General features: G+C 30.9%; 21 protein-coding genes and 1 other RNA gene. 10 read left to right on the top strand and 12 right to left on the bottom strand.

Annotated elements, in window-relative coordinates; all coding sequences use genetic code 11:
- Window positions 1–110: 110 nt before the first annotated feature.
- Window positions 111–875 carry a serine aminopeptidase domain-containing protein gene (locus F594_RS0106495; protein ID WP_019034984.1) on the bottom strand — a complete coding sequence of 255 codons (765 nt, stop codon included), beginning with the start codon at window positions 873–875 and terminating at the stop codon, window positions 111–113.
- 133 nt (window positions 876–1,008) lie between these two features.
- Here F594_RS0106495 and F594_RS0106490 point away from each other — a divergent pair, with 133 nt between their 5' ends.
- The 3 genes from F594_RS0106490 (at window position 1,009) to F594_RS0106480 (ending at window position 5,531) form a co-directional block, all read left to right on the top strand.
- Entirely contained in the window at window positions 1,009–3,564 is a 2,556-nt protein-coding gene (locus F594_RS0106490; protein ID WP_019034983.1) for a heavy metal translocating P-type ATPase, read from the top strand.
- Window positions 3,561–3,830, top strand: coding sequence for a metal-sensing transcriptional repressor (locus F594_RS0106485; protein WP_004825692.1), 270 nt, complete (start codon window positions 3,561–3,563; stop codon window positions 3,828–3,830). Before F594_RS0106490 ends, F594_RS0106485 begins: the two co-directional genes overlap by 4 nt.
- 123 nt (window positions 3,831–3,953) lie before the next feature.
- A complete protein-coding gene (locus F594_RS0106480; protein ID WP_019034982.1) occupies window positions 3,954–5,531 on the top strand; it encodes a potassium/proton antiporter in 1,578 nt (525 codons plus the stop codon).
- 28 nt (window positions 5,532–5,559) lie between these two features.
- On the opposite strand, the gene F594_RS0106475 is transcribed toward F594_RS0106480, so the two are convergent.
- Both F594_RS0106475 and F594_RS0106470 read right to left on the bottom strand, forming a co-directional pair.
- A complete protein-coding gene (locus F594_RS0106475; protein ID WP_004825716.1) occupies window positions 5,560–6,297 on the bottom strand; it encodes an SDR family NAD(P)-dependent oxidoreductase in 738 nt (245 codons plus the stop codon).
- A gap of 11 nt (window positions 6,298–6,308) precedes the next feature.
- The gene (locus tag F594_RS0106470; RefSeq protein ID WP_009345819.1) at window positions 6,309–6,719 is read right to left on the bottom strand and encodes a metal-dependent transcriptional regulator; all 411 of its coding nucleotides are present in this window, start codon (window positions 6,717–6,719) and stop codon (window positions 6,309–6,311) included.
- Between the two features lie 263 nt (window positions 6,720–6,982).
- On the opposite strand from F594_RS0106470, the gene F594_RS0106465 reads away from it, so the two are divergent.
- From F594_RS0106465 to F594_RS0106455, 4 genes are all read left to right on the top strand, one after another.
- Entirely contained in the window at window positions 6,983–7,621 is a 639-nt protein-coding gene (locus tag F594_RS0106465) for an HAD family hydrolase (protein ID WP_019034981.1), read from the top strand.
- Window positions 7,618–8,217, top strand: coding sequence for a VanZ family protein (locus tag F594_RS0106460; RefSeq protein ID WP_009345825.1), 600 nt, complete (start codon window positions 7,618–7,620; stop codon window positions 8,215–8,217). The genes F594_RS0106465 and F594_RS0106460 overlap by 4 nt, the downstream gene beginning before the upstream one ends.
- Before the next feature lie 48 nt (window positions 8,218–8,265).
- Window positions 8,266–8,616, top strand: a transfer-messenger RNA (tmRNA) gene (ssrA, locus tag F594_RS09530).
- Window positions 8,617–8,706: 90 nt separating this feature from the next.
- A complete protein-coding gene (locus tag F594_RS0106455) occupies window positions 8,707–9,654 on the top strand; it encodes a DMT family transporter (RefSeq protein WP_019034979.1) in 948 nt (315 codons plus the stop codon).
- 241 nt (window positions 9,655–9,895) lie between these two features.
- Here F594_RS0106455 and F594_RS0106450 read toward each other — a convergent pair whose 3' ends face one another.
- From F594_RS0106450 to F594_RS0106435, 4 genes are all read right to left on the bottom strand, one after another.
- Window positions 9,896–11,446 carry an S-layer homology domain-containing protein gene (locus F594_RS0106450; protein WP_019034978.1) on the bottom strand — a complete coding sequence of 517 codons (1,551 nt, stop codon included), beginning with the start codon at window positions 11,444–11,446 and terminating at the stop codon, window positions 9,896–9,898.
- Window positions 11,447–11,512: 66 nt separating this feature from the next.
- Window positions 11,513–12,814 (bottom strand): pyrimidine-nucleoside phosphorylase, encoded by a 1,302-nt coding sequence (locus F594_RS0106445; protein WP_019034977.1) that lies wholly within the window; start codon window positions 12,812–12,814, stop codon window positions 11,513–11,515.
- A 114-nt stretch (window positions 12,815–12,928) separates the two neighbouring features.
- The gene (locus F594_RS0106440; protein WP_019034976.1) at window positions 12,929–14,935 is read right to left on the bottom strand and encodes a sodium-translocating pyrophosphatase; all 2,007 of its coding nucleotides are present in this window, start codon (window positions 14,933–14,935) and stop codon (window positions 12,929–12,931) included.
- A 19-nt stretch (window positions 14,936–14,954) separates the two neighbouring features.
- Window positions 14,955–15,185, bottom strand: coding sequence for a preprotein translocase subunit SecG (locus tag F594_RS0106435; RefSeq protein ID WP_004825712.1), 231 nt, complete (start codon window positions 15,183–15,185; stop codon window positions 14,955–14,957).
- A gap of 360 nt (window positions 15,186–15,545) precedes the next feature.
- Here F594_RS0106435 and cysK point away from each other — a divergent pair, with 360 nt between their 5' ends.
- Together cysK and epsC are read left to right on the top strand one after the other, a co-directional pair.
- On the top strand, window positions 15,546–16,427 hold the full coding sequence (gene cysK / locus F594_RS0106430) for a cysteine synthase A (RefSeq protein WP_019034975.1): 882 nt from the start codon (window positions 15,546–15,548) through the stop codon (window positions 16,425–16,427).
- On the top strand, window positions 16,420–16,956 hold the full coding sequence (epsC, locus tag F594_RS0106425) for a serine O-acetyltransferase EpsC (protein ID WP_004825706.1): 537 nt from the start codon (window positions 16,420–16,422) through the stop codon (window positions 16,954–16,956). The genes cysK and epsC overlap by 8 nt, the downstream gene beginning before the upstream one ends.
- A 147-nt stretch (window positions 16,957–17,103) precedes the next feature.
- Here epsC and hydF read toward each other — a convergent pair whose 3' ends face one another.
- Genes hydF through F594_RS0106400 form a run of 4 tightly spaced genes read right to left on the bottom strand, consistent with a single transcriptional unit; the run spans window position 17,104 to window position 20,993 of the window.
- Window positions 17,104–18,276 carry a [FeFe] hydrogenase H-cluster maturation GTPase HydF gene (hydF, locus tag F594_RS0106415; protein ID WP_019034973.1) on the bottom strand — a complete coding sequence of 391 codons (1,173 nt, stop codon included), beginning with the start codon at window positions 18,274–18,276 and terminating at the stop codon, window positions 17,104–17,106.
- Window positions 18,276–19,691 carry a [FeFe] hydrogenase H-cluster radical SAM maturase HydG gene (gene hydG, locus F594_RS0106410; protein ID WP_019034972.1) on the bottom strand — a complete coding sequence of 472 codons (1,416 nt, stop codon included), beginning with the start codon at window positions 19,689–19,691 and terminating at the stop codon, window positions 18,276–18,278. The genes hydF and hydG overlap by 1 nt, the downstream gene beginning before the upstream one ends.
- Window positions 19,692–19,728: 37 nt before the next feature.
- Entirely contained in the window at window positions 19,729–20,757 is a 1,029-nt protein-coding gene (gene hydE, locus F594_RS0106405; protein WP_019034971.1) for a [FeFe] hydrogenase H-cluster radical SAM maturase HydE, read from the bottom strand.
- Window positions 20,757–20,993 (bottom strand): TM1266 family iron-only hydrogenase system putative regulator, encoded by a 237-nt coding sequence (locus F594_RS0106400; RefSeq protein WP_009345823.1) that lies wholly within the window; start codon window positions 20,991–20,993, stop codon window positions 20,757–20,759. The genes hydE and F594_RS0106400 overlap by 1 nt, the downstream gene beginning before the upstream one ends.
- Window positions 20,994–21,124: 131 nt before the next feature.
- On the opposite strand from F594_RS0106400, the gene F594_RS0106395 reads away from it, so the two are divergent.
- Entirely contained in the window at window positions 21,125–21,760 is a 636-nt protein-coding gene (locus F594_RS0106395; protein WP_019034970.1) for a hypothetical protein, read from the top strand.
- Between the two features lie 129 nt (window positions 21,761–21,889).
- On the opposite strand, the gene F594_RS09740 is transcribed toward F594_RS0106395, so the two are convergent.
- Window positions 21,890–23,490, bottom strand: a 1,601-nt coding sequence (locus tag F594_RS09740) for an S-layer homology domain-containing protein (RefSeq protein ID WP_169501865.1), incomplete at its 5' end; no start/stop codon positions are given.

Raw genomic sequence — 23,490 nt, 5'->3', positions numbered from 1 at the left:
AGCACAGAGAACTTTGCCGCCATTTTAAGATATTATTATAAAATCTAAGTAAAGTACCCTGTTAATATTATAACGCAAATTCCATTATTTGAAAAGTTTTTTTCCAAATTTTACAAATCTTTAAAAATTTTTATCGATTCTTCAAGCATGGGTGTCGTCAATTGATGAGTCGTAAGTTCAAACCTTTTAAACTTAATTAATTCTTTATTATCATAAATTTTATAAAGCTTTTTAAAGGCATTTTCTTCAATATCTGGGTTTATAACATTATCTTCATTTCCATTAAATAAAATTAAAGGTCTATTTTTTAATTTATCCATATTAGCTATAGGATTAACTTTTATTAGAAAATCACAAGCTTCAGTAAATTCTTTATCTTCATTTTCTGAAACTATAGATTTTTTCGCCCTGTCAACTATATAATCATAATCAATAATCCCATTAAAAATCATTGCCATATTCAAATCTTTATTTACAGAATAAATACCCCCACTAGATATAGCTCCCATAGAATGACCAGATACACCTATTTCTTTTTCCTTAAAATTTTCTTTTATATATGAGATAATTTGACTACTTTCCCTAATGTTTTGGGAAATTGCACGCACAAAATATTTAGCCCCTGTGTTTTTATCATCATAATCTATATGACCCCTTTGACCGTGAAAGATTGCATCTGGTAAAAATACTCTATATCCAAAACTGGCAAAAATGTTTGCTCTAAAAAGTTGATTTTCAGCAGAACTGGACCAACCATGATAAAAAATTAAATTTTTAATTTTAAAATTTTCTTTTTGAGGTTCAAGTACAAAAAGATTAATATCACAAATATTAATTTTATTCATCTTGCAATAATTATTTATTAAATATTCCATAATATAAGCTCCCTTAAATTATTTATAAATCTATTATATATTAATAAAATTATTTTAGAATAATAAGTCTTTACTATATTTGTTAAAGTGTTATAATAAAGATACCCCACCCAGGGTGTTAGGAGGTAAGGTTATGAAAGAAAAATTTGATATTTCCGGCATGACTTGTGCTGCTTGCTCAGCTAATATTGAGCGTGCAGTAAATAAAATTTCTGGTGTGAACAAGGCTGAAGTCAGTCTTATGACTAATACTATGAATGTTGATTTTGATAAAGATAAAACCGATATAGATGAAATTATTAAAGCAGTCAGTAATATTGGATATGGTGCAAACTTGCAGGCTCAAAAATCTCAAGTAATCCCAAATCAAAATATAAGTCAGGAAGAAAATTTAAGAAAAAGATTTTTTCTTTCTCTTGGATTTTTAATTGCCCTTATGTATGTATCTATGGGACATATGATAGGTCTTGCTCTTCCTGATTTCTTAACGGGTACCAAGGGAGCTATATCTTTTGCATTTTTACAATTTTTACTAACATTACCTGTGATTTTTATTAATAGAACTTTCTTTATATCAGGTTTTAAAGGTCTTAAAAATTTTGCTCCAAATATGGATTCTCTTGTAGCTCTTGGGGCAAGTGCATCTTTAATATATGGTATTTATGCTATTTTTAAAATGTCTATTGGATTTGGAACTTCAAATCTTTCTCTGGTAGATGCTTACAGAGAAAATTTATATTTTGAATCTTCAGCGATGATACTTTCCCTGATAACACTAGGAAAATATTTTGAAGAAAAATCTAAAAATAAAACAAAAAATTCTATAAAATCTCTTATGGACTTGGCTCCTAAGATGGCAAATGTTGTTATTGATGGAGAAATTGTAAGTAAAAAAGTTGAAGACATAAAGCTTGGCGATATAATTTTAGTTAAAGCTGGAGAAAAAATTCCCTGCGATGGTATTATAGTCGAGGGACAAACATCCATAAACCAAGCTGCAGTAACAGGTGAATCAATCCCCCTTTATAAAAAAGTTAATGATAGAGTTATTTCTGCAACAATAAATGGATCTTCACCATTTAAATTTAAAGCTACAAAAGTGGGTCAAGATACAACAATCTCAAAAATAATTTCTATGGTCTCTGTTGCTAATCAATCTAAAGCACCCATTTCAAAATTAGCAGACAAAATTTCTGGAGTTTTTGTACCTACAGTTATATTTATTTCAATTATGACTTTTATAATTTGGTTTTTAATTGATAAAAATGTAGAAAAGGCTCTTAACTTTGCAATTTCTGTTCTTGTAATTTCTTGTCCTTGTGCTTTGGGACTTGCAACCCCAGTATCAATTATGGTGGCTACAGGAATGAGTGCAAAGCAAGGTCTACTATTTAAAAATGCTGAAGTTTTAGAAAATCTCCATAAAATTGATTCCATTGTCCTTGATAAAACAGGAACTATAACAAATGGTAAGGCTCAAGTTACTGAAATTTTTACTTCAATGGATAAAAATAAATTTCTAGACCTTATAATTAATCTTGAAAAAAATTCTGAGCATCCACTTTCTAAGTCAATAATTGATTTAAAAAAAGATTATCCTACAAAGGATCTGAAAGTCGAAAATTTCAAATCAATAGCAGGTCGTGGCATTGAAGCAGAAATTTCAGGTAAAAAATATTTAGCTGGAAATCTTCCCTTAATGGAAGAAAAAAATATAGATATTTCTAAATATGAAAAACAAGCTAAAGAACTTCAAAAATCAGGCAAAACTCTGATGTATTTTTCTGATGAAAAAGAAATTATTGGCCTTGTGGCTCTTATAGATCTTCCCAAGAAAAATTCTAAGAAAGCTATAAAAAATCTTAAAGATTTAGGATATAAAATTATTATGCTTACAGGTGATAATATATATACAGCAAATGCTATTAAAGAGCTACTTAATATTGACAAAGTTTATGCAGAACTCATGCCTGAAGATAAAATCAAAATTATATCTAAATTGCAAGAAGAAGGTAAAAAGATATTAATGGTTGGAGATGGCATAAACGATGCTCCAGCCCTTGCTAAGGCTGATATTGGTATGGCAATTGGAGGAGGTACTGATGTGGCTATTGAATCATCTGATGTCGTTTTGATGAGTCAAGATTTATTAGATATAAGTAAAGCTATAGAAATTTCTCAAGCAACTATAAAAAATATTAAAGGGAATTTATTCTGGGCATTCTTCTATAATGTATGCGGAATTCCTCTGGCTGCAGGAATTTTATATAATTCTTTAGGATTAAAATTAAACCCTATGTTCGCATCAGTTGCCATGTCATTTTCATCAGTATTTGTTGTAACTAATGCCCTTAGATTATATAAATTCAAATCTAGAATTATAGATAACAATAATGACAAAAAATTTCAAACTCAAGATAATAAAAGTAAATTAAATTCACAAGAATTTAAAAATATAAATGAAAAAGGAGAAGATAGTATGGAAAAATTATTAAAAATTGAAGGAATGTCATGTAATCACTGTGTAAATCATGTTAAAGAGGCTCTTGAAGGTCTTGATGGAGTAAAAGAAGCTTCAGTTTCTCTTGAAAAAAATCAAGCGAGGGTTATTTTAGATAAGGAAGTTTCTGAAAAAAGCCTTAAAGATGTTGTTAAAAAAGCAGGATATGAACTGACAAGTATAAAATGAAAGCAAATAAAGAAGTACAAATAAAAAAATTAAAAACAGTTAGAGGTCAAATTGATGGTCTTATAAAAATGATGGAAGATAACAGATATTGCCTTGATATTTCTAATCAGCTCATGGCATCAATTTCCATTTTAAAAAATATAAATAAAGATGTCCTGAGTGCTCACTTAAATGGATGCCTAAGAGATGCTTACGGAGCAAGCCAAGAAGATATTGATGAAAAAATCGAAGAGATTAATAAGCTTATAATAAAACTTTCAAAATAAATAAGTTTGCTAAAAAAATAAGTAGATATCTTAAAATTTTAAAAAAGCATCCCTATTCTTAACCTTATTAAACTTTTATCGGGTATAATATAGTTAAATTTAGAATTTTATGGAGGTTTGAAGTTGCATCTACTTTTTATTGCCATAATTTTAATATTGGCTCTTATAGCTATTAGGATTTCTAATAAATCTGGAATCCCCGCACTTCTCTTGTTCTTGACTTTAGGAATATTATTTAATTTTTTCGGGGTGAATTTTAAAGACTATCATTTAGCAGATAAAATTGCAAATTTATCTTTAATGATAATTATGTTTTATGGGGGTTTCGGTACCAACTGGTCCATGGCTAGACCCGTAGCTGGCCCTGCTATTACACTTGCATCCCTAGGAGTAGTGTTTACATCCATAATAACAGGATATTTTTCATATAAATTTTTGGGCTTTGATTTTTATCAAGCTATGCTTTTAGGCTCAGTTGTCGGTTCCACTGACTATGCATCGGTATCAAATATTTTGGTTTCAAAAAATTTAAACTTAAAATATAATACTGCATCACTTTTAGAGATAGAATCAGGCTCAAATGACCCCACTGCCTATACTTTAACAATAGTTTTCATTTCTATAATTTTAAAAGAAAAAATTTCCATTCCATTATTAATTTTTAAACAGATATTTTTTGGCATTGGTCTAGGATTTTTAATGGGCTATATTTTTATGAAAATCATAAAAACTTTAAAATTATCAGAAGACGGATTATTTTCAGTTTTTATAGCTGCTGTAACGCTGGGAACTTATTCACTGTGTGATTTTATCGGTGGAAATGGATACTTAGCTTTATATATCTTAGGAATATATATAGGTAATAAAGAATTTACCCATAAAAAAGAAGTTGTATTTTTTTATGATGGAGTTACAAACCTGGTTCAAATTGCACTTTTCTTCCTATTGGGATTGTTGTCTGACCCAACAAAAATATTTCATTCCCTTTTCTATGGATTTATACTTATGATTTTTATGCTTTTAATAGCAAGACCTATAAGCGTTTTTCTGCTATTAAAAGTTTTTAAAACAAAATTTAAACAAAATCTTTTAATTTCAATTGCAGGAATCAGAGGAGCTGCAGCTATTGCTTTTGCCATTATGGCAGTAAACTCCGGAGCAAATTTAGGAATAGATTTATTTCATATAGTATTTGTAATATGTCTATTCTCATCATTAATCCAAGGATCACTCATGCCCTATCTGACAAGAAAACTTTCTATGTTTGATCCAAATGATACAGTTCTTAACACATTCAATTATTATCAGATAAAATCTCCCTTCGGCTTTATTATTTCAAGAATAAAAAAGGGAAGTTCATGGGTTGATAAAAGAATTAAAGAAATAAATCCTCATTTTGACCTTATTATTGCAAAAATAGAAAGAGATGGAAAAACAATAATACCAAAGGGTCATACGATAATAAAAGAAGGCGACACTTTGGTAATAGGTGGAGAAATGTTTTTTGATGAAAGCGGAAAAGAACTTGAAGAAATAAAACTTTCAAATGGTCATCCTTGGGTTAATAAATATATAAAAGATTTGCATATAAATAAAACTACCCTAATAGTTATGATAGTAAGAAATAATAAAGAGATAATAATACCAAATGGTCAAGCCCAATTGAATGAAAATGATAGAATTGTAATTTTAAAAAAATAAGTTCCCTGCCTTGTGTGCAGGGACTTTTTTAATCGTAATATCCTCCATTTACTCCTAAAACTTGACCAGACATATATGAAGCCTTGGAAGACAAAAGAAAATTAATTACTTGTGCAACTTCTTCAGCCTTACCATTTCTCATTAAAGGAACTTCTTGAGCAAAGCCATCTAGGGTTTCTTTACTCAATATTGCCGTCATATCTGTTAATATGCAACCGGGAGCCACAACATTAACCCTAATATTTGAAGGACCAAGTTCCCTTGCTAAAGCTCTTGAATATGCAATAACTGCGCCCTTACTTGCCCCATATGTGGATTCCATAGACCCGCCAGTTTGTCCCCAAACAGAGGATAAATTAACAATTGCTCCTCTTTTTTGAGAAACCATATAAGGAACAGCCAATCTACAAGTGTTAAATTGACCTCCTACATTGACTTCAAAAACTCTTTTCCATTCAGAATCCTCAACTTCTTGACATAATTTAGGGAAGGGAGCAATACCTGCATTATTTACAAGCTTATCAACTCCACCAAAATTTTTTTCAATAGTTTTAAACATATCCTTAACTTGATCAAAATCAGAAACATCACACCCCACAGCCATGGAATTTATGCCCCTTGATTTAAGAATACTTACTACTTCTTCTGCCTTTTCTTTTTCTTTTATATAATTAATAACTATATTTAAGTTTTCATCAAAAAAACTAAGGGCAGTAGCTCTACCTATGCCCCTGGAAGAACCTGTTATTAAAATAGTTTCTTTCATAATATCCACTCCTATATATTTTCCTTAGCATTAATATAAATTATCCTACCGTGAGGACAATTTTTAGGATAATTTAAATATTTATTAAGAGATTCGACAAGCTCATCTGAGGTCACATGTTCTAACAAATCAGCTTGATTATGCACTTGGTCTGCTGGAAAATCTAAAACTTCTTCCAAAAACTTTTCCCACAATCTGTGAATAGAAATTAATTTTTCTCCAATTTTTAGACCTTGTTCAGTTAAATAGATTTTTGAATTTTCAGTATAAACTAAATTATCATCTTTCAATTTTCCAATCATTTCTGTAACAGAAGGTTTAGAAACTTCAAGATAATTAGAAATATCCTTATTTTGTGCAAAGCCAGCATTTTCAATTCCTTTAAAAATATTTTTTATATAATCTTCTCTTGATGGACTCATCTTAACTCCTCTCAAATCTCAATACTTATAAAAGATTTTATATATTAAATCTCTTCTATTTTACATCATATCAGGACACTTTACGAATTTATTTAAAAAGCTTTATCTTATATAAACTAATTTTATACATTTATCATCACTTTTATATTATAATATATTAGGAAAAATATTTGTATAAGACAAACATTCAAATTACTGAACTAATTATTATAAATTGACATAATATTTGTACTTATATATAATCGTTGGGATTGGAGGATATTATGAAGCTAATTATATTTGACTTAGATGGAACCCTAGTAGATTCTATGGGATATTGGAGAAATCTATCAACAGATTTTTTGAAAAAAATGGGTCTTACTTTAAAAAGAGAAGATGAAGATTATATGACAACTTTAAACCTAAAGCTTTCAACATCTTTTTTAATAGATAAATTTAACTTAGATATGTCATATGATAGCCTTTATAATACCTTTAAAGAACAAATTGTTGATTTTTATTCAAATAAAGTGCAATTAAAATATGGTGCTATAGATATTTTAGAATATTTCAAATATAAATCTTATAAAGTAGTAATAGGAACTTCAACCAACAAAGAATTTGCTAAAATACCTGTTGAAAAATATGATTTTAAAAAATATATAGAAAATATCTATACGGTAGAAAGTCAAACTTATGCAAAAAATGATCCAAACTTCTTTAAGAGTATATGCCAAGAAAATAATATTTTACCCGAGGATGCTATTTTAGTAGATGATTCAGTAATAGCTTTAAGAAATGCTAAAAAAGCAGGTCTTGTTACAGTCGGTATTTATGATGAAAACTCTAAAGATACTTTTCCATATATAAAAGCAGAAAATCCCTATTCAATAAAAAAATTAACTGAGCTAAAAAATATATGAAACTATTTTTATTTTTCTTTACAAGAAGTTTAGTAGCTTTTCTTCTCACTTTTATAGGATTTTCACAGATTAGACTTCACTTCTTCAGAGATTTTAGAAAAAAATCTAATGGTCAAAGAGAATTTTTCATGTGCCTATTGGCAAGTTATCTGGTAGTTTTAGCTATTATTTTATTTACTCCAAATTCTTTTATCTCATCACATGGCATAGACCTTACAAATGACCATTTTAATTTTGTAGGAAATTTTAAAGATAGGATAAGCGCTGGCAATTGGGGAGTGAATTTGATACCTTTTAGAACCATAAAATCATATATAAAATATTCAGGATTTTTACACTCTCTAATAAATATATTGGGAAATGTATTAATATTTCTTCCATTAGGTTATATTATCCCTATAATCTATAATAGATATAAAAACTTTACCAAATTTATATATCTGACCATATCCATATCAATATTTATAGAATTTATACAATTCTTTATAGGCAGAAGCGTAGATATAGATGACTTAATTTTAAATACCCTTGGTGGAATTTTAGGATATTTATACTACAAAAAGCACAGCAAAAAACTTGATAAAATAGGAAGATAATTGACAAAAAAAATCTTATTTTATATAATGTAATTTACAATAAAATAAGGGGGCGAAAATGGTTTCGACGGGGATTCTGAGCCTTAAGTAGCGAGTCGTTGATGAATCACACAACGCTAAAATGGTTCATAAAAATAAACGACGAAAATAATTTCGCACTAGCTGCCTAAGGGTAGCTTATCTAGCTTAAAGTGCCCACGCTTTAAAATCTAGGTATCAAATTTTGTGGGGAACCGCACTGCACAAGTTGTCATAATGCAGGACGGAACTTATGACAATATCCTACGATTTTTTTGATTATTTAAAAGACTAGGAGAAAATTTAAAAATAGTCTGCACTCGGAGAAGCTTTTTGCAGACGAATCTTCGGACGTGAGTTCGACTCTCACCGCCTCCACCATATAAATACATTCTTTTGAATGTGTTTTTTTATTATCTTTAAAACTTGCATGAGTCTACTACTAACCTTATAATGATTAGGGAGGCAATAATGAATTTAATATATGTATTTTTAGCCGCCATATTTTTTTCAAGTATGGAGGTTGCAATTAAACTTTCTGGAGGGGCTTTTAACCCCATACAATTAAATCTTCTTAGATTTTTTATAGGTGCATTAATCTTATATCCCATAAGTAAAAGAGAATTAAAAAAAGCAGATTATAAGCTAAAAAAAGATGACTACATAGGCTTTGCTATTACCGGACTTTTGTGCATAGTTTTTGCAATGACATGCTACACCCTATCCGTATATTACTTAGATGCCCATGTGGCAGGCATACTTTTCTGTTCCAACACATTTTTTTCCATGATTTTGGGACATCTATTTACCAAAGAAAAAATCAGTAAAAATGTTTTTATAGGAATAGTCATAGCTTTTATAGGATTTTTAGTCTTAATAAATCCTTTGAATTTCAAGGGTTCCTTGTTCGGATTTATTGTAAATATTTTATCGGCGTTTTCTTTTTCCCTTTACTCTTTAGTAGGCAAAAAATTGAATGCTCATAAACCTATAAAATCACCAACAATAACATCATTTACCTTTCTATTTGGCTGTGTTGAACTATTAATATTAGTATTAGTATCTAGAATATCTTCTGTCAGCGAATTTTTTATGGGAATTGGACTTGATAAATTTGCAAGTATCCCAATAATTTCAGGAATAAACAAGGATAATATTTTAATACTACTTTATATAGCGATTTTTGTAACAGGAATGGGCTTTGTTTGTCATTTCTTTGCAGTAGAAAAAAATCCAATAGCAATATCATCTCTTGTATTTTTTATAAAACCTATACTTGCACCAATATTTTCCCTAATATTTTTGAAAGAAAGAATTTCTACAAATGAAATTATAGGTGTGATTCTTATAGCCATAGCTTCATCAATAATATTTATGGAAAAAAGGAATTTAGAAAAAAGAGTAAGTTTAGAAAATTAATTTTAAAAATATTATTTTGATGGTCGCATGATATCTAATACATTAGAAAAGGTGATGTTGCAGAATTGAACTGACCTCCTTAAGTTAGTTTTTAGGTCTAACTTTTGGGGGTCAGTTCAAATAGGTAAATCTATTCTCGTCATCACTTTTTTCTTTAATACTTTAAAATTAATATACTTTTCTCCATAAAAAAAGACTTTTAAGATTTATAAAAATCAAACAAGTCTTTATTTTAAACTTTTTACAAACCGCTGACCTCAAGTATTTGATAATATGCCCAGTGTTTATCTGATAAATCCTTGTAAGGATTTTTGCTGTAGGTATTTAAAAATTCCTTATTTACTTTTCTATCTAAAATATTATTTACAATTACTGCTGCCTGACATCTTTTAAGCTTGCCATCAGGGTTAAAGTGTTTTGAATCTGTACCTACCATTATTTTATTAGCCACTAGGGTATCTATAGCTTTTTTGGCCCAATGATTATTGGAAACATCCGAAAATTTTACACTTTCAGAACTTTCATCAAGTTTTAAATAATTATAAATAATCATGGCAAATTCTGATCTTTTTATTTCTTTTTCAGGTTTAAAGGTCCCGTCACTATATCCTGAAATAAGCTTTCTGGATTCAATTGCAGTTACTGCTCCTGCATACCATTTTTCTTGATCAACATCTTTAAAAGAGGAAAAATCACTTACAGTCTTATTGCCCATTATAATTTTACTTAAAACTTGGCAAACTTCGGCTCTAGTCATTGCCTTATCAGGATTGAATTTGCCCTCGCTTCCAATCATATAGGGCTTTCTAACACCTTTGATTGCTCCTTGAAGTTCATTAAAGACTTTTCCTATATCTTCATCTTTAACCACTTTTTTTACTTGAAGATATTCTCCACCAGCTATTGCTGCCTTTAGCCTTGCTTCTTCTTCCTTTGTAGCCTTAGCTGTTGGCAATCCTTTTGCAAAAGCTACATAATCGCTTATTTTTTTCATATTTGAAATAGAATTTATTACTTCTTCGCTGGACTTTTTTACATCCTTTATTTTATAAGACTCATCTACTCCCTTAATTATATAATCAACATATACATTATCATCTTCATAGTAGGCATAGAGTCTAATTTTTTCACCTTCACTAAAAGGATTTACATCAATAGAAAAGTTACCATCTTTATCAGCTTTAACTCTTTTTAACTCATCTTTACCCCTATAAAGAACAATAGTTGCATTTTTTTCTGACTTGCCCTTAATTGTTTTTGAATTAGCATAGATGTCGTCAATTTTTAATTCAATATTTCCTGCCTTTGTTGAAGATTCCAAATTTTTTTGACTAGAACCCGTATATCCCTTCCTATCTTGATAGGAAAGAACAAAGGAATTTTCTAAATTTTCACCTGATTTGATTTCTTTTCTCACCTTTGTGTTGATCTTTAAGCTTAAGTTTTCCTTATCAATCTTACTTATATCATCAACATTTAAGCTGATAATATTTTGAGAAGTTTTAGAGTTTTCTGTTGTTTTTAAATTAATCTTTCCCGGATTTACTTCTGCTCCCACTAAATCTGTAGAAAGTACTTTTAAATTACCATCCATAAGTACGCTGACAGAAAAAGATTCATATTTTTTCTTATAATCTTTAGGTAGTTTTATATTTAAATTATATAGAAGATTTTCCCCACTTTTTGCACTTGAAACGGCAGGTTGTTCTAAAACTACCTGAATATCTTCATCAGCATATACACCAATAAAAATTAAAAACATGGAAAGAAAAATTACAATTAATTTTTTCATGAAAACCTCCTTTTGTTACATTATACTAAAGTATCAATTCCTTATCAATTAAATTAATAACATTATCTACTTTAAAATCTCTTCAATAACCTTAATTTTTTCCACCTTATTTTTTGAAAACTCATAAGCTTGGTAAAAGCCATCTATTAATTGCTTTTCCAATAAATCATCATAGTGGATTTGACCTAAACTATCCCCAATTTTTACATAATCTCCAACTTTTTTATCCATAATTATGCCCACAGCATAATTAATTTTATCCTCTTTCTTTTTTCTTCCTCCTCCAAGTTTCATGGATAGAATCCCTAACTCTTCTGAATTTATCTTAGAAATATATCCTTCTTCTTTAGATTTCATATCTTCTATATGTTTTGATTTAGGCAAGAGGTCTAAATCATCAATTTGATCAACATTTCCACCTTGAGATCTTACCATCTCTTTAAATTTTAAAAATGCTTTTCCATTTTTTATATTTTCCCTCAACATCTTATCAGCTTCTGCTTCATCTGATGTGATTTTTCCTTGCATTAACATAATTTTCGCTGCAGAAATAATAAATTCTGTAAAAGACTCTTCACCCTGACCTTTTAATGTCAATACAGCTTCTTTTATTTCTAAAGCATTACCAATTGTTCTTCCAAGAGGAGCATTCATATCTGTAATCATCGCCATAGTATTTTTACCAAGACTTTTGCCTATTGAAATCATAGTTTTTGCAAGTTTTTTTGCATCTTCCACAGTGTGCATAAAAGCACCCTTGCCATATTTAACATCGAGAAGAATTGTATCTGAACCCGCAGCTAATTTTTTTGACATTATTGATGAGGATATCAGAGGAATAGAATCAACTGTTGCCGTTACATCCCTTAGGGCATAAAGTTTTTTATCTGCAGGCACAAGCTCTCCTGTTTGTCCAACAATTGCTATACCAATTTCAGCAACTTGTTTTTTAAATTCATCTTCTGATAAAAATATATTTAAACCGCTTATAGATTCCAATTTATCTAGAGTTCCACCAGTATGACCCAAACCACGTCCACTCATCTTGGCAATTTTTAAACCACAAGATGCTACAAGAGGTCCTAAAACTAGAGAAGTTTTATCTCCAACTCCTCCTGTAGAATGTTTATCTGCTTTTATACCTTCTATCTCCGATAAATCAAGAATATCTCCACTATGTACCATTTCTTGGCAGAGATTAACCGTTTCTTCTTGATTCATTCCCTTCAAGCGAATAGCCATAAGTAATGCTGAAGTTTGATAATCTGGAATATCTCCACTACAAAGTCCCTTTATCCAAAAAGAAATTTCTTCCTTTGAAAGCTCTTCTCCTAATTTTTTCTTTTCTATTATATCTAAAATTCTCATAAACCCTCCTAATATAAATATATTATAAAAAATATTTCTTATAAATTAAAGATTAAAAATATAAAAAAAGTGCAAGGACTTGCCTCGCACTTTAATCAGGGTAAATATTCTTTATTATTTAATTAAAATTCCACCATAAGCTACAAATAATGGCGCAAATACTAATGAAACAACTGTAATAAGTTTAATTAAAATATTTAAAGAAGGTCCAGATGTATCCTTGAATGGATCTCCTACAGTATCTCCAGTTACAGCAGCCTTGTGAGCTTCTGAACCCTTTCCACCATGTTTTCCACCTTCAATATATTTCTTTGCGTTATCCCATGCTCCACCAGCATTAGACATAAATATTGCCATCAAAACTCCTGTTACAAGAGCTCCAGCTTGAAGTCCTCCAAGTGCTTCAGTTCCAAGAAGTATACCAACAACAATTGGTACAACAACTGCTATAAGACCTGGTACAATCATTTCTCTTAAAGCTGCTGTAGTAGAAATATCTACACACTTTGCATATTCTGGAGTAGCTTCTCCTTCCATGATTCCTGGAATTTCTTTAAATTGTCTTCTAACTTCATCAATCATAGCTGATGCTGCATTACCTACTGCTGACATTGTTAAAGCAGAGAATGCAAATGGAAGCATACCACCAATAAATGTTGCGGCAATAACTGCTGGTTTAGAAATATCAATTCCTGTAAGACCAGTAGCGTTTATATAAGAAACAAATAATGCTAAAGCTGTTAGTGCTGCTGAACCAATAGCAAATCCCTTACCAATAGCTGCTGTTGTATTACCAACTGAGTCAAGAGAGTCCGTAATTTCTCTAACCTCTTCAGGTAATTCACACATTTCTGCAATACCACCTGCATTATCTGCAATTGGTCCGTAAGCATCAACGGCTATTGTCATACCAGTTGTAGAAAGCATACCTACGGCTGCAAGAGCTATACCATAAAGTCCATAAAGTGGTTCAATATTTCCACCTGCTCCTATATAAGAAGCGATGATTCCAAGAGCTATAACAACAATTGGCCAAACAGTTGAACTCATACCTACTGAAAGACCTGCAATAATATTTGTAGAAGAACCTGTTTCAGATTCAGCCGCAATTCTTTGAACTGGCTTATATTGATCAGCAGTATAATATTCAGTAAATTTTGAAATAATAAGACCAACAACAATACCAACAATAACTGGTATAAATGGTTTAAATGATGCAAAAATATAATTTGATAAAAGTGCTGCTGCTACCATTGTAACTGCTGCAGCTACATATTCACCACTGTTTAGAGCCTTTTGAGGATTCTTATCTCCCTTAACAAAAAATGCTGCAATTATTGAAGCTACAATACCGAAAGCTGCAATTAGAGTTCCGTATAAAACGCCATTTTCACCATAAGCTACAACTCCAAGAGTAATAACTGAAAGTAAAGCTCCTACATATGATTCAAAAAGGTCAGCTCCCATTCCTGCAACGTCCCCAACATTATCACCAACATTATCTGCAATAACAGCAGGGTTTCTAGGGTCATCTTCAGGAATTCCTGCTTCAACCTTACCAACAAGGTCAGCTCCAACATCTGCTGCCTTAGTATAAATACCTCCACCAACTCTTGCAAAAAGTGCAATAGATGATGCTCCTAAAGAAAATCCAGTAATAATTTCAACTGAACCATCAGCAAAGAAATAAGCTCCAATAATACCTATAATTCCAAGACCAACAACGCACATTCCCATAACTGCTCCACCTGAAAATGCAATATCAAGTGCTTTTCCAAGTCCGTGAGTCATGGCTGCATTAGATGTTCTAACATTTGCCTTAGTGGCAACCTTCATACCTACAAATCCGGCTAATACTGAAAATAAAGCCCCAAAAACAAAACAAACTGCAGTTTGAATTGAATGAAGCCCAATTGCCAAGATTAATGCAAGTACGATTACAAAAACAACAAGAGCCTTATACTCTCTTGTTAAAAATGCCATAGCTCCTTGTGAAATGTAAGAAGAAATTTCTTTCATTCTGTCATTACCTGGATCTTGTTTTGAAACAAAAGATGCCTTATATCCGGCAAATAAAAGTGCCAAAACACCAGCTATAGGAGCAAGTAACAATAAATTCATCCTTATAATCCTCCTTAAATTAGCTTAAAGCTGCAAGTACTAATAAAACTACTGCAAATATAATACTTGAAACAATTACAATTTTATTTTGTATTTCTTTCTTACTTGAACCCTTATGTTGACCCCAAAGACTTGTGTCGCTAGCGCCTTGTAAAGTTCCAAGACCTGCTTGCTCAGTTTCCATTTGGGCAATAATAAGAGTTACAATTATACCTGCAATTATTATTATAATTGATAATAAAGTTTTCATCGTGTCCCCCCAATTTATTTATAACATATTGATTTTAACACACAGCGCTCTATTTATCAAATAAAATATTCATAAAGATGGCTTAAAATTAAGAAAAAACTTTAAAATCGTTAAAATGAATGGTCTTTAATTTAAAATTATTTTTTAACTTATTGACATAATATAGTTTTTATTGTATGCTTATCTTCAAGAAAGAGTTGATTACTTATGAAAAATTTATTTTTAAAAAATTCAACTATGGCATTCTGTTGTCCTATCTACAAATAGGGCTTCTTTGAATGTGTAAAATCTTTCCAAAGTTTATTCGGGATATATGTTTTACATATATCCCTTTTTTATTATAAGAAAGGAAAAAATTATATGAAATTATTAGAAACCATAGGAAAAACAAATTTAGTACAATTAGAAAACATCAGCAAAAATATTTATGTCAAAGTAGAAAAATCAAATCCAGCAGGCTCAATTAAGGATAGGGCTGCTTATCAAATGATTATGGGTGCAATAGAAAGAGGAGAACTAAAAGAAGGCATGAAAATTGTTGAGCCTACAAGTGGTAATACCGGCATAGGTCTTGCCCTAATAGGTAGAACTTTGGGTTTCCCAGTAGTATTAACAATGCCTTCATCCATGTCTATTGAAAGGGTAAAATTAATCAAAGCTTATGGAGCTGAAGTAATTTTAATTAAAGAAGGTGGCATGGCAGGATCAGTAGAAAAAGCAAAAGAACTTGTTGAAAATGGAGCTTATTATATGCCTAATCAATTTGATAATCAAGACAATGCTCTTGCACATTATAAAACAACAGGTCCTGAAATTTATAATGATCTAAAGGATATAAATGGATTTGTAGCAGGATTTGGAACAGGCGGAACTGTTACAGGCGTAGGAAGATATTTAAAAGAACAAGACAAAAATATTAAAATTTGGGCAATGGAGCCTTACGAATCTCCCCTTTTAAGTCAAGGAAAATCCGGCAGTCACAAAATTCAAGGAATAGGTGCTAATTTTATTCCTAAAGTTTTAGATGTAGATTTATTAGATGAAGTTATCACAGTTAAATCTGATGATGCTATAGATATGGCAAGACGTCTATCAAAAGAAGAAGGTCTTTTAGTTGGTATATCTTCAGGTGCTAATGTTGTCGCTGCATTAAAAATGCAAGAAAAACTTGGAGGAAATATCGTAACCGTTCTTCCCGATACGGGAGAAAGATACCTGTCCACAGAATTATTCAATGATTAAATATTTTAAAGCCTTAAAAGAATATGGCGAATTTATCCTGGACCAAGACCCTGCATGCCAAAGTCTTTTTGAAGCAGTCTTTTTATATCCAATAGTTCGTGCCATGATTTATCACAGGATTGCCCACCATTTCTACAATAAAAACCACAAGATTTTAGCAAGATGGATTTCTCAAATTTCTAGAAGAAGGACAGGTATTGAAATTCACCCTGGAGCAAAAATAGGCAAAAATTTATTCATAGACCACGGCATGGCTGTTGTTATAGGAGAAACAGCAGAAGTTGGGGATTATTGCCATTTTTACCACAATATAACTCTTGGAGGTACAGGTAACGAAAAGGACCACAAAAGACACCCAACTGTTGGTAACTATGTAACAATAGGAACTGGCGCCACAATTCTTGGTCCTGTAAAGGTGGGAGATTTTGCAAAAATTGGTGCTGGTGCCTTGGTTCTTTCTGATGTTCCAAAGGGTGCCACAGCAGTTGGTCTGCCGGCAAAAGTTGTAAAAATTAAAGAAATTGATTAAATTTTATGGTTAATAATAATATATACATGATAAATAGCTAACTTCTTTAATAATTATCTATTATTTCCTATGAGAACTATTAATGTATATAAAAAAATTTACCCCAAAGATTCAAATTTTAACTGAGTTTGGGGTAAATTTTATATTTTATATAGTTATTTTATCAAGAATTTTTTTAAAATAAGCAATAGTCAGCCCGTAGTTTGTAATGGGTACATTTAAAACTTTTGCTTTTTCAATCCTATTTAATATATTATTTCTTGTCAGCATGCATCCACCACATTGAATAATTAAATCATATTTTTCAATATCTTTTGGTAGGGATGCTCCACTTTGAAAATCTACCTGCAAATTTTCTCCATATTTTTTCTTTAACATATTTGGAATCTTAACTCTTCCAATATCTTCGCTTAAAGGTGCGTGGGTGCAACATTCAGCTATTAAAATTTTTGAATTTTCATCAATTTTTGAAAAAACTTCTGTACCTTTAATATAAGTGTCAATGTCACCCTTCATTTTTGCAAATAATACAGAAAAAGAAGTTAGTTTTGATTTTTCCGGTTTTAGTTTATAAACATCTTGGAAAACTTGAGAATCAGTAACTATTAAATCAGGCGCCTCTTTTAAGGATGAAAGCATATCTTCCATATTTTCCACCTTTGCAATATATAAAAGTGCTTCTCTATCTAAAAGTTCCCTTATAGATTCCACCTGAGGCAAAATCAGTCTTTTTTTTGGAGCTGCAATATCCTGTGGCATGATGAGTAAAACTCTGTCGCCTTTTTTTACAAGACCATCAAAAATTAAAGGAGCCTCCTCTGGTTTTAATTTGACAAGTTCTTTTTTTAATTCTTCTATTCCATTTTTTTCTTTTGTAGAAATTTCTATAATTTTAAAGGGCAAATCTTTTAAATTCTTATAAATATTTTCTTTTTCTTGGGCTGATAAAATATCTACCTTATTAATTACAAGTAAAATTTTTGATTTTTTAAGTTTTTTTATGAGTTCAAGCTCTCTTCCAATATCAGAATCAGAAAATAAAATTATGGCAATATCTGCCTTTTCAATATCTCTTTCTAATCTCTGTTCCCTGAGCTTACCTAAAAAACTTTTATCACAAACCCCTGGAGTATCCATTATAGTTACAGGTCCTAGTCCCAAAAATTCCATAGACTTATATACACTATCAGTAGTAGTTCCTTCTCTATCTGAAACTATTGATACTTCCCTAGCTGCTAAAAGATTTATAAGAGAAGACTTGCCACTATTTACTTTTCCAAAAATACCTATATGAATCCTATTTCCCTTTGAAACTTCCATTAAAATCTAAAATCTCTCTTTCCTTCATAAGCCATCTGAGCTATCATTGTTTTTGCTCTTTCTCTTACAGAATCTCTTGGAATTTTCTTAAGTTCATGATCAATTAATTTTTCTCCTAATTCTTTAGAAAAATCTGAACCATAATCAAGTAAATATTCCTTTAAAGTCATAAGAGCATTGGGTTGACAGCAGTTTAATATTTGCTTAGACTTGCACAATGCCATAAACCTATCTCCAGTTCTGCCTGCCCTATAGCAAGCAGTACAAAATGATGGTATATATCCAAGCTCAATAAGCCAATCTACAACTTCTTCAAGGGTTCTATTATCTGCCAGTTCAAATTGAGCAGAATTTACATCCTTACCATTGGCATAACCGCCAACTGTAGTTCTTGAACCACCTGAGATTTGACTGATTCCTAAAGCTAAAGCTTTTTCCCTTACTATTTTTGATTCCCTTGTAGAAATAATCATACCAGTATATGGAACACTCAAGCGAATAAGACCAATAATTTTTTCAAAAATATCATCTGCAAGAGCATTTTTAAAAGATTTAGGGTCAATATCATCAGCAGGTTGGATTCTTGGAACAGAAATAGTGTGTGGTCCAACACCAAAAGTTGCCTCTAAGTGTTCAGCATGCATAAGTAGACCTACCATCTCATATTTATAAGTTTCAAGTCCAAACAAAACTCCAATACCAACATCATCAATCCCGCCTTCTTGGGCTCTATCCATGGCTGTTGTGTGATAATCATAATCGTGTTTAGGTCCGTAAGGATGAAGTTTTTCATAAGATTTTTTATTGTAAGTTTCTTGGAATAAGATATATGTACCTATTCCTCTATCATGTAATTTTTTATAATTTTCTACAGTAGTAGCTGCAATATTTACATTGACACGTCTTATTGAGCCATTTTTATGCTTAATCGAATAAATTGTATCAATAGATTCCAAGACGTAATCAATTGGGTTATTTACTGGATCTTCACCAAGTTCAAGAGCAAGCCTTTTGTGACCTAAATCTTGAAGAGCAATAACCTCATTTTTTATCTGCTCCTGTGTCAATTTAATTCTAACTATATTTTTGTTTTTAGCATGGTAGGGACAATATACGCAGTGATTTACGCAATAATTTGAAAGATAAAGAGGTGCAAATAGAACAATTCTATTTCCGTAATAATTTTCTTTGATTTTTTTTGCAAGAGAAAAAATACCGTCTTTGACCCATTTTTCATCAGATAAGAGAAGCACCGCCGCTTCCCTATGGCTCAAACCTTTTTCTAAAGAAGCCTTGTTTAGAATTTCTTCTAACATAAGCTTGTTGTTCTTATTTTTTTGTGCAAAATCCAAAGTGTCTAAAATTTCCTCATGATTAATAAATTCATTAGGATCGCTTGAATATTTATTATACATAATTTCTCCTTTCCAGGTCAGATTTTAATCTTTCCTGTCAATAATCCCCTCTAGACATAGAGAGTTCATAACCTATTGCACCAACTTTAGAACTCAGAGAGAAAAAATCATCTTCATTTTCAAGTTTAGTGCCAATTTTATTATCATAGAGCTTATAAGATTGTCTCAATTTTTCACTGCCAATATTTGGCATAAGAACATTAGCTCCAGCAAGAATTCCAAGTTCCCTTCCCATCTTATGGATAGTACCAAGAGCTGTAGTCGCAGGCAAAAGAACTTTTTCATCAGCAATTCTTACAATAGATAATATTTTAAGAACATAACTTAATTTACCATTTTCATAATTATTAAAAGGCGAATCTTTTTGGGCAATAAAAGGTCCAAGACCAACCATTTGAGGCTTTAATTTTAAAATTAGTTCTAGATCTTTGTAGACATTTTCAATTTTTTGATAGGGAGAGCCTATCATCATACCACATCCAGTTTGAAAACCTAGAGATTTTAAATTATAAAGGCACTCGATTCTGTTGTCAAAAGACATTTCACGAGGATGCAGTGCCTGATAATGACCCCTATCATAAGTTTCATGACGCAAAAGATACCTATCAGCACCAGCCTCTTTAAAAGCTTTAAAATCTTCAAAAGATCTTTCTCCAAGAGATAGGGTGATGGCAATGTCTGGATAAATATTTTTAAGAGTTTTAATAATATCAACCATATAATCCTTAGTATAAAAAGGGTCTTCCCCTCCCTGCATAACTAAGGTTCTAATTCCCATCTTATAACCAACCTCAGCTCTTTTTAAAATATCTTCCTTTTTTAATCTAATTCTCTCAGTATTTTTATTATCACTTCTTAAACCGCAATAATAACAATTATTCTTGCATACAGTAGAAATTTCAATTAAACCCCTAATATAAATTTTATTAGAAAAATTTTTCAAAGCTAATTTTCTAGCAAAGGCATTTAAGGAAGAAAAATCTTCTAAGCAATAAAGAAACTTAAATTCCTCAAAAGAAAGCTTTTTAGTCAGATAAAACTTATTACAAATATCCTCAACATTCATTATTGTATTATTGTCTTTGATGATACCCCTGGCAAAGCACCAATTTTCCCGTTAAGTGCGTTAATAGTATCCATAGGAGCATCCAAGGCTACAGAAATAATATTTAAATTTTTTTCTCTGTAAGGTACTCCGAGCCTTCCAATAATAAATTGTCTAAATTCGTGAAGTTCTTCGTTTAATTTTTCAACAGAATCTGGGTTAGTAACAATGATAGCTATTACTGCAATTCTAGTCATAAAATCCTCCTTTTGTTATATCCTTAACAATTTAATTATACTAAATTTATAAAATATATCAACTAAATATTAAAAAAACCATTTGTTTATATTTATATGTGAGTATGATAAAATAGTAAAGAGGTGAATCTATGAAAAAGCTACTTTTAATTCCTTTAATATTAATATTAGGTGCCTGCTCCCTATCATCTACAAAAAATTATAATAACATAGACCAAGTATATAGGGTAAAGCCCGTAAGAATTTCTTTTGAAAATTTAAAAAATACCACAAAATCAAAAGATAAAAACTTCAAATTCAAAGTTACATACAGGGACTTGAGATTATTTGAAAATCATTTAGGCATAGACTTGTTCAAAAATCCAGCCCAAATCTATGTAAGTTACATAGAATTTTTTGGAGGACCTATTTCACAAGTAAATATATATTCAGTTGAGCAGAACTACTTTAATAACAAAGAAGATGACCTTCTAGTAAAAATTACATTCTCTACATCTTCATCAATAAAAAACTTACCAAAAGACTCATTAAAAGAATATGAATACTATGATAGCTACCAATTTGAAAACTCACCAAAACTTCTCATATATGTAAAAAGCGATCATATAAATAGAGTAGTTAAGGCAAAAGGCATATATAAAATTAACAATATGGTCTATGAACTAAGCTCAAATAACACTTATGATATAATAAATAATTTTCAGTTATTAGAAAATTATAATATGAAATCTTTATTAAACGAAAAAATGGCGGATTACAATAACTAATCCCGCCATTTTTTATATTTATACTAAAGACTAATAAAAAATACATAACTATTATATATTTTAAAATCAATACATAGCATAAAAGCATAAAGTAAAAAGATAGAGCTAGGCCCTATCTTTTTATTATTCTTACTTAATTAAGTTTGACCATTTTTCTTCCTTACTGTCATTAGAAATTCTTGAATAAGCATGAGAGTTTGACGCTTCAATTATTTCATAATATGCCCAATGACTAGGTTTTAAATCAGTAAATTTAATTAAATCTTTCTTAACATCTTCAATTCCACGTTCTCTAACCATACGTCCATCAAAATTGTTAAGAATTGTAACTGCTTCAGCACGTGTTATTGACTCGTCAGGTTTGAATGTGCCATCAGGATAACCGGCGATTCTACCATTTGCATAAGCTTGATTAATAGCTTCTTCAAATTCATGTCCCTTAATATCCATAAATGGAGCTTCCTTCTTGTTTTCCTTGTCAATAAATTGAATTGCCCTAGCAAATTCTCCACGAGTTATAGGTTCGTTAGGTCTAAAGTTTCCGTTCTTATCAGCAAACATTAGATTTTTCTTAACCATAGCATTTATAGCTGCATTATACCAAGAACTTGGAGTATCCTTAAAGTCAGGTTTAGAATTATCTGATAAGTCAAGTTTTGCTATATGAGCAATCATTGATGCCGCTTCAGCTCTAGTTATCTTACCTTCGCATCTGAAAGTATGATCCTTATAACCAAATATATAGGCAATATGAATTCCATGTTCAGTCTTGTCTATTACTTGTTCTTCTGTTTCTACAGGCTTGAAGGAACCTCCACCAAACCACCAATGACCACCGTCATCATGACTTGGAACAATAATAGAACGTCCTCCAACTGTTACATAAGCTGGAACAGAAGGTTTTTTACCAACTTCTATTTGAACAACTTTAATAACATCGCCTTCGTGAGCTGGGTCAATAGGAGCAATCCATTTTCCACCATCATCAACAGTAGTTTTTATAGGATCCTTTCCTGGTATATTGATAATAATATCAGAACCCGGTTCACCCTTACCAGAAATAGAAGTATCACCATCATCTACAGGATCAACAATTGGAGTTTTTGATTTATCCTCTTCTGGTTTAGGTTGAGTATTATCACTTACCGTAACTTTTACTTCTACAGTTTCATTAGATCTATCTGGATAAGTTACATCAACTTCAATAGTTATAGTGCTTCCAACTGGTGCATCTTGTGGAATAACAACTGTGATAGCTCCTGTGTTAGGATCAACAGTTACACCACTTTGACCTGGATTATTATTAGTAAATGTAGTACCATTTGGTGCTGGTACATTACCAGTAACACCTTTTTTAGTAAATGTTGGAGCATCTATTTGTACAGTTTCACCAGGTTTACCGGATTTATCAGTATAATGAGGATCGTAATCTTCACTATTTTTAGTAGGTGTATTATCTTCTGCGTATTGTGCTACGTGTTTGTTTGCTGTTACTTTAGCATCGTCTGCACCTAGAGCTGGAGCCCATTTTGCATCTGCAACTTTCCATTCTTTATCTGCTACGATTGTTGGTTCGTATGCTTTTAGGTCTTTGTAAGTTGCTGTATCTTTTACGTTGTATGCTAGTTTTGCAGCTTTTTCTGTTTGTTGTCCGTCTGCTCCAATTCCCTTTAATGTTCCGTGGTCACCTTTTTCGAATGTTACTAATACATATCCTTGTGGTGTTTGTG

Origin of the sequence: Peptoniphilus lacrimalis DSM 7455 (assembly GCF_000378725.1) — a bacterium.
In the GTDB taxonomy this organism is placed as follows: Bacteria; Bacillota; Clostridia; order Tissierellales; family Peptoniphilaceae; genus Peptoniphilus_A; species Peptoniphilus_A lacrimalis.
The sequence above is the reverse complement of the archived record's forward strand: the minus strand, read 5'-3'. Positions and strand labels throughout refer to the sequence as shown.

What these genes read in the sequence shown, in the direction of transcription:
- F594_RS0106455 (WP_019034979.1), top strand. Translation starts at nt 8,707, where the DNA reads ATGAATTTAATATATGTATTTTTAGCCGCCATATTTTTTTCAAGTATG.
- epsC (WP_004825706.1), top strand. Translation starts at nt 16,420, where the DNA reads ATGATTAAATATTTTAAAGCCTTAAAAGAATATGGCGAATTTATCCTG.
- F594_RS0106475 (WP_004825716.1), bottom strand. Translation starts at nt 6,297, where the DNA reads ATGAAAGAAACTATTTTAATAACAGGTTCTTCCAGGGGCATAGGTAGA.
- F594_RS0106435 (WP_004825712.1), bottom strand. Translation starts at nt 15,185, where the DNA reads ATGAAAACTTTATTATCAATTATAATAATAATTGCAGGTATAATTGTA.
- F594_RS0106400 (WP_009345823.1), bottom strand. Translation starts at nt 20,993, where the DNA reads ATGACTAGAATTGCAGTAATAGCTATCATTGTTACTAACCCAGATTCT.
- hydE (WP_019034971.1), bottom strand. Translation starts at nt 20,757, where the DNA reads ATGAATGTTGAGGATATTTGTAATAAGTTTTATCTGACTAAAAAGCTT.
- F594_RS0106445 (WP_019034977.1), bottom strand. Translation starts at nt 12,814, where the DNA reads ATGAGAATTTTAGATATAATAGAAAAGAAAAAATTAGGAGAAGAGCTT.
- hydF (WP_019034973.1), bottom strand. Translation starts at nt 18,276, where the DNA reads ATGGAAGTTTCAAAGGGAAATAGGATTCATATAGGTATTTTTGGAAAA.
- hydG (WP_019034972.1), bottom strand. Translation starts at nt 19,691, where the DNA reads ATGTATAATAAATATTCAAGCGATCCTAATGAATTTATTAATCATGAG.
- F594_RS0106450 (WP_019034978.1), bottom strand. Translation starts at nt 11,446, where the DNA reads ATGAAAAAATTAATTGTAATTTTTCTTTCCATGTTTTTAATTTTTATT.
- F594_RS0106485 (WP_004825692.1), top strand. Translation starts at nt 3,561, where the DNA reads ATGAAAGCAAATAAAGAAGTACAAATAAAAAAATTAAAAACAGTTAGA.
- F594_RS0106495 (WP_019034984.1), bottom strand. Translation starts at nt 875, where the DNA reads ATGGAATATTTAATAAATAATTATTGCAAGATGAATAAAATTAATATT.
- F594_RS0106490 (WP_019034983.1), top strand. Translation starts at nt 1,009, where the DNA reads ATGAAAGAAAAATTTGATATTTCCGGCATGACTTGTGCTGCTTGCTCA.
- cysK (WP_019034975.1), top strand. Translation starts at nt 15,546, where the DNA reads ATGAAATTATTAGAAACCATAGGAAAAACAAATTTAGTACAATTAGAA.
- F594_RS0106470 (WP_009345819.1), bottom strand. Translation starts at nt 6,719, where the DNA reads ATGAGTCCATCAAGAGAAGATTATATAAAAAATATTTTTAAAGGAATT.
- F594_RS0106465 (WP_019034981.1), top strand. Translation starts at nt 6,983, where the DNA reads ATGAAGCTAATTATATTTGACTTAGATGGAACCCTAGTAGATTCTATG.
- F594_RS0106460 (WP_009345825.1), top strand. Translation starts at nt 7,618, where the DNA reads ATGAAACTATTTTTATTTTTCTTTACAAGAAGTTTAGTAGCTTTTCTT.
- F594_RS0106440 (WP_019034976.1), bottom strand. Translation starts at nt 14,935, where the DNA reads ATGAATTTATTGTTACTTGCTCCTATAGCTGGTGTTTTGGCACTTTTA.
- F594_RS0106395 (WP_019034970.1), top strand. Translation starts at nt 21,125, where the DNA reads ATGAAAAAGCTACTTTTAATTCCTTTAATATTAATATTAGGTGCCTGC.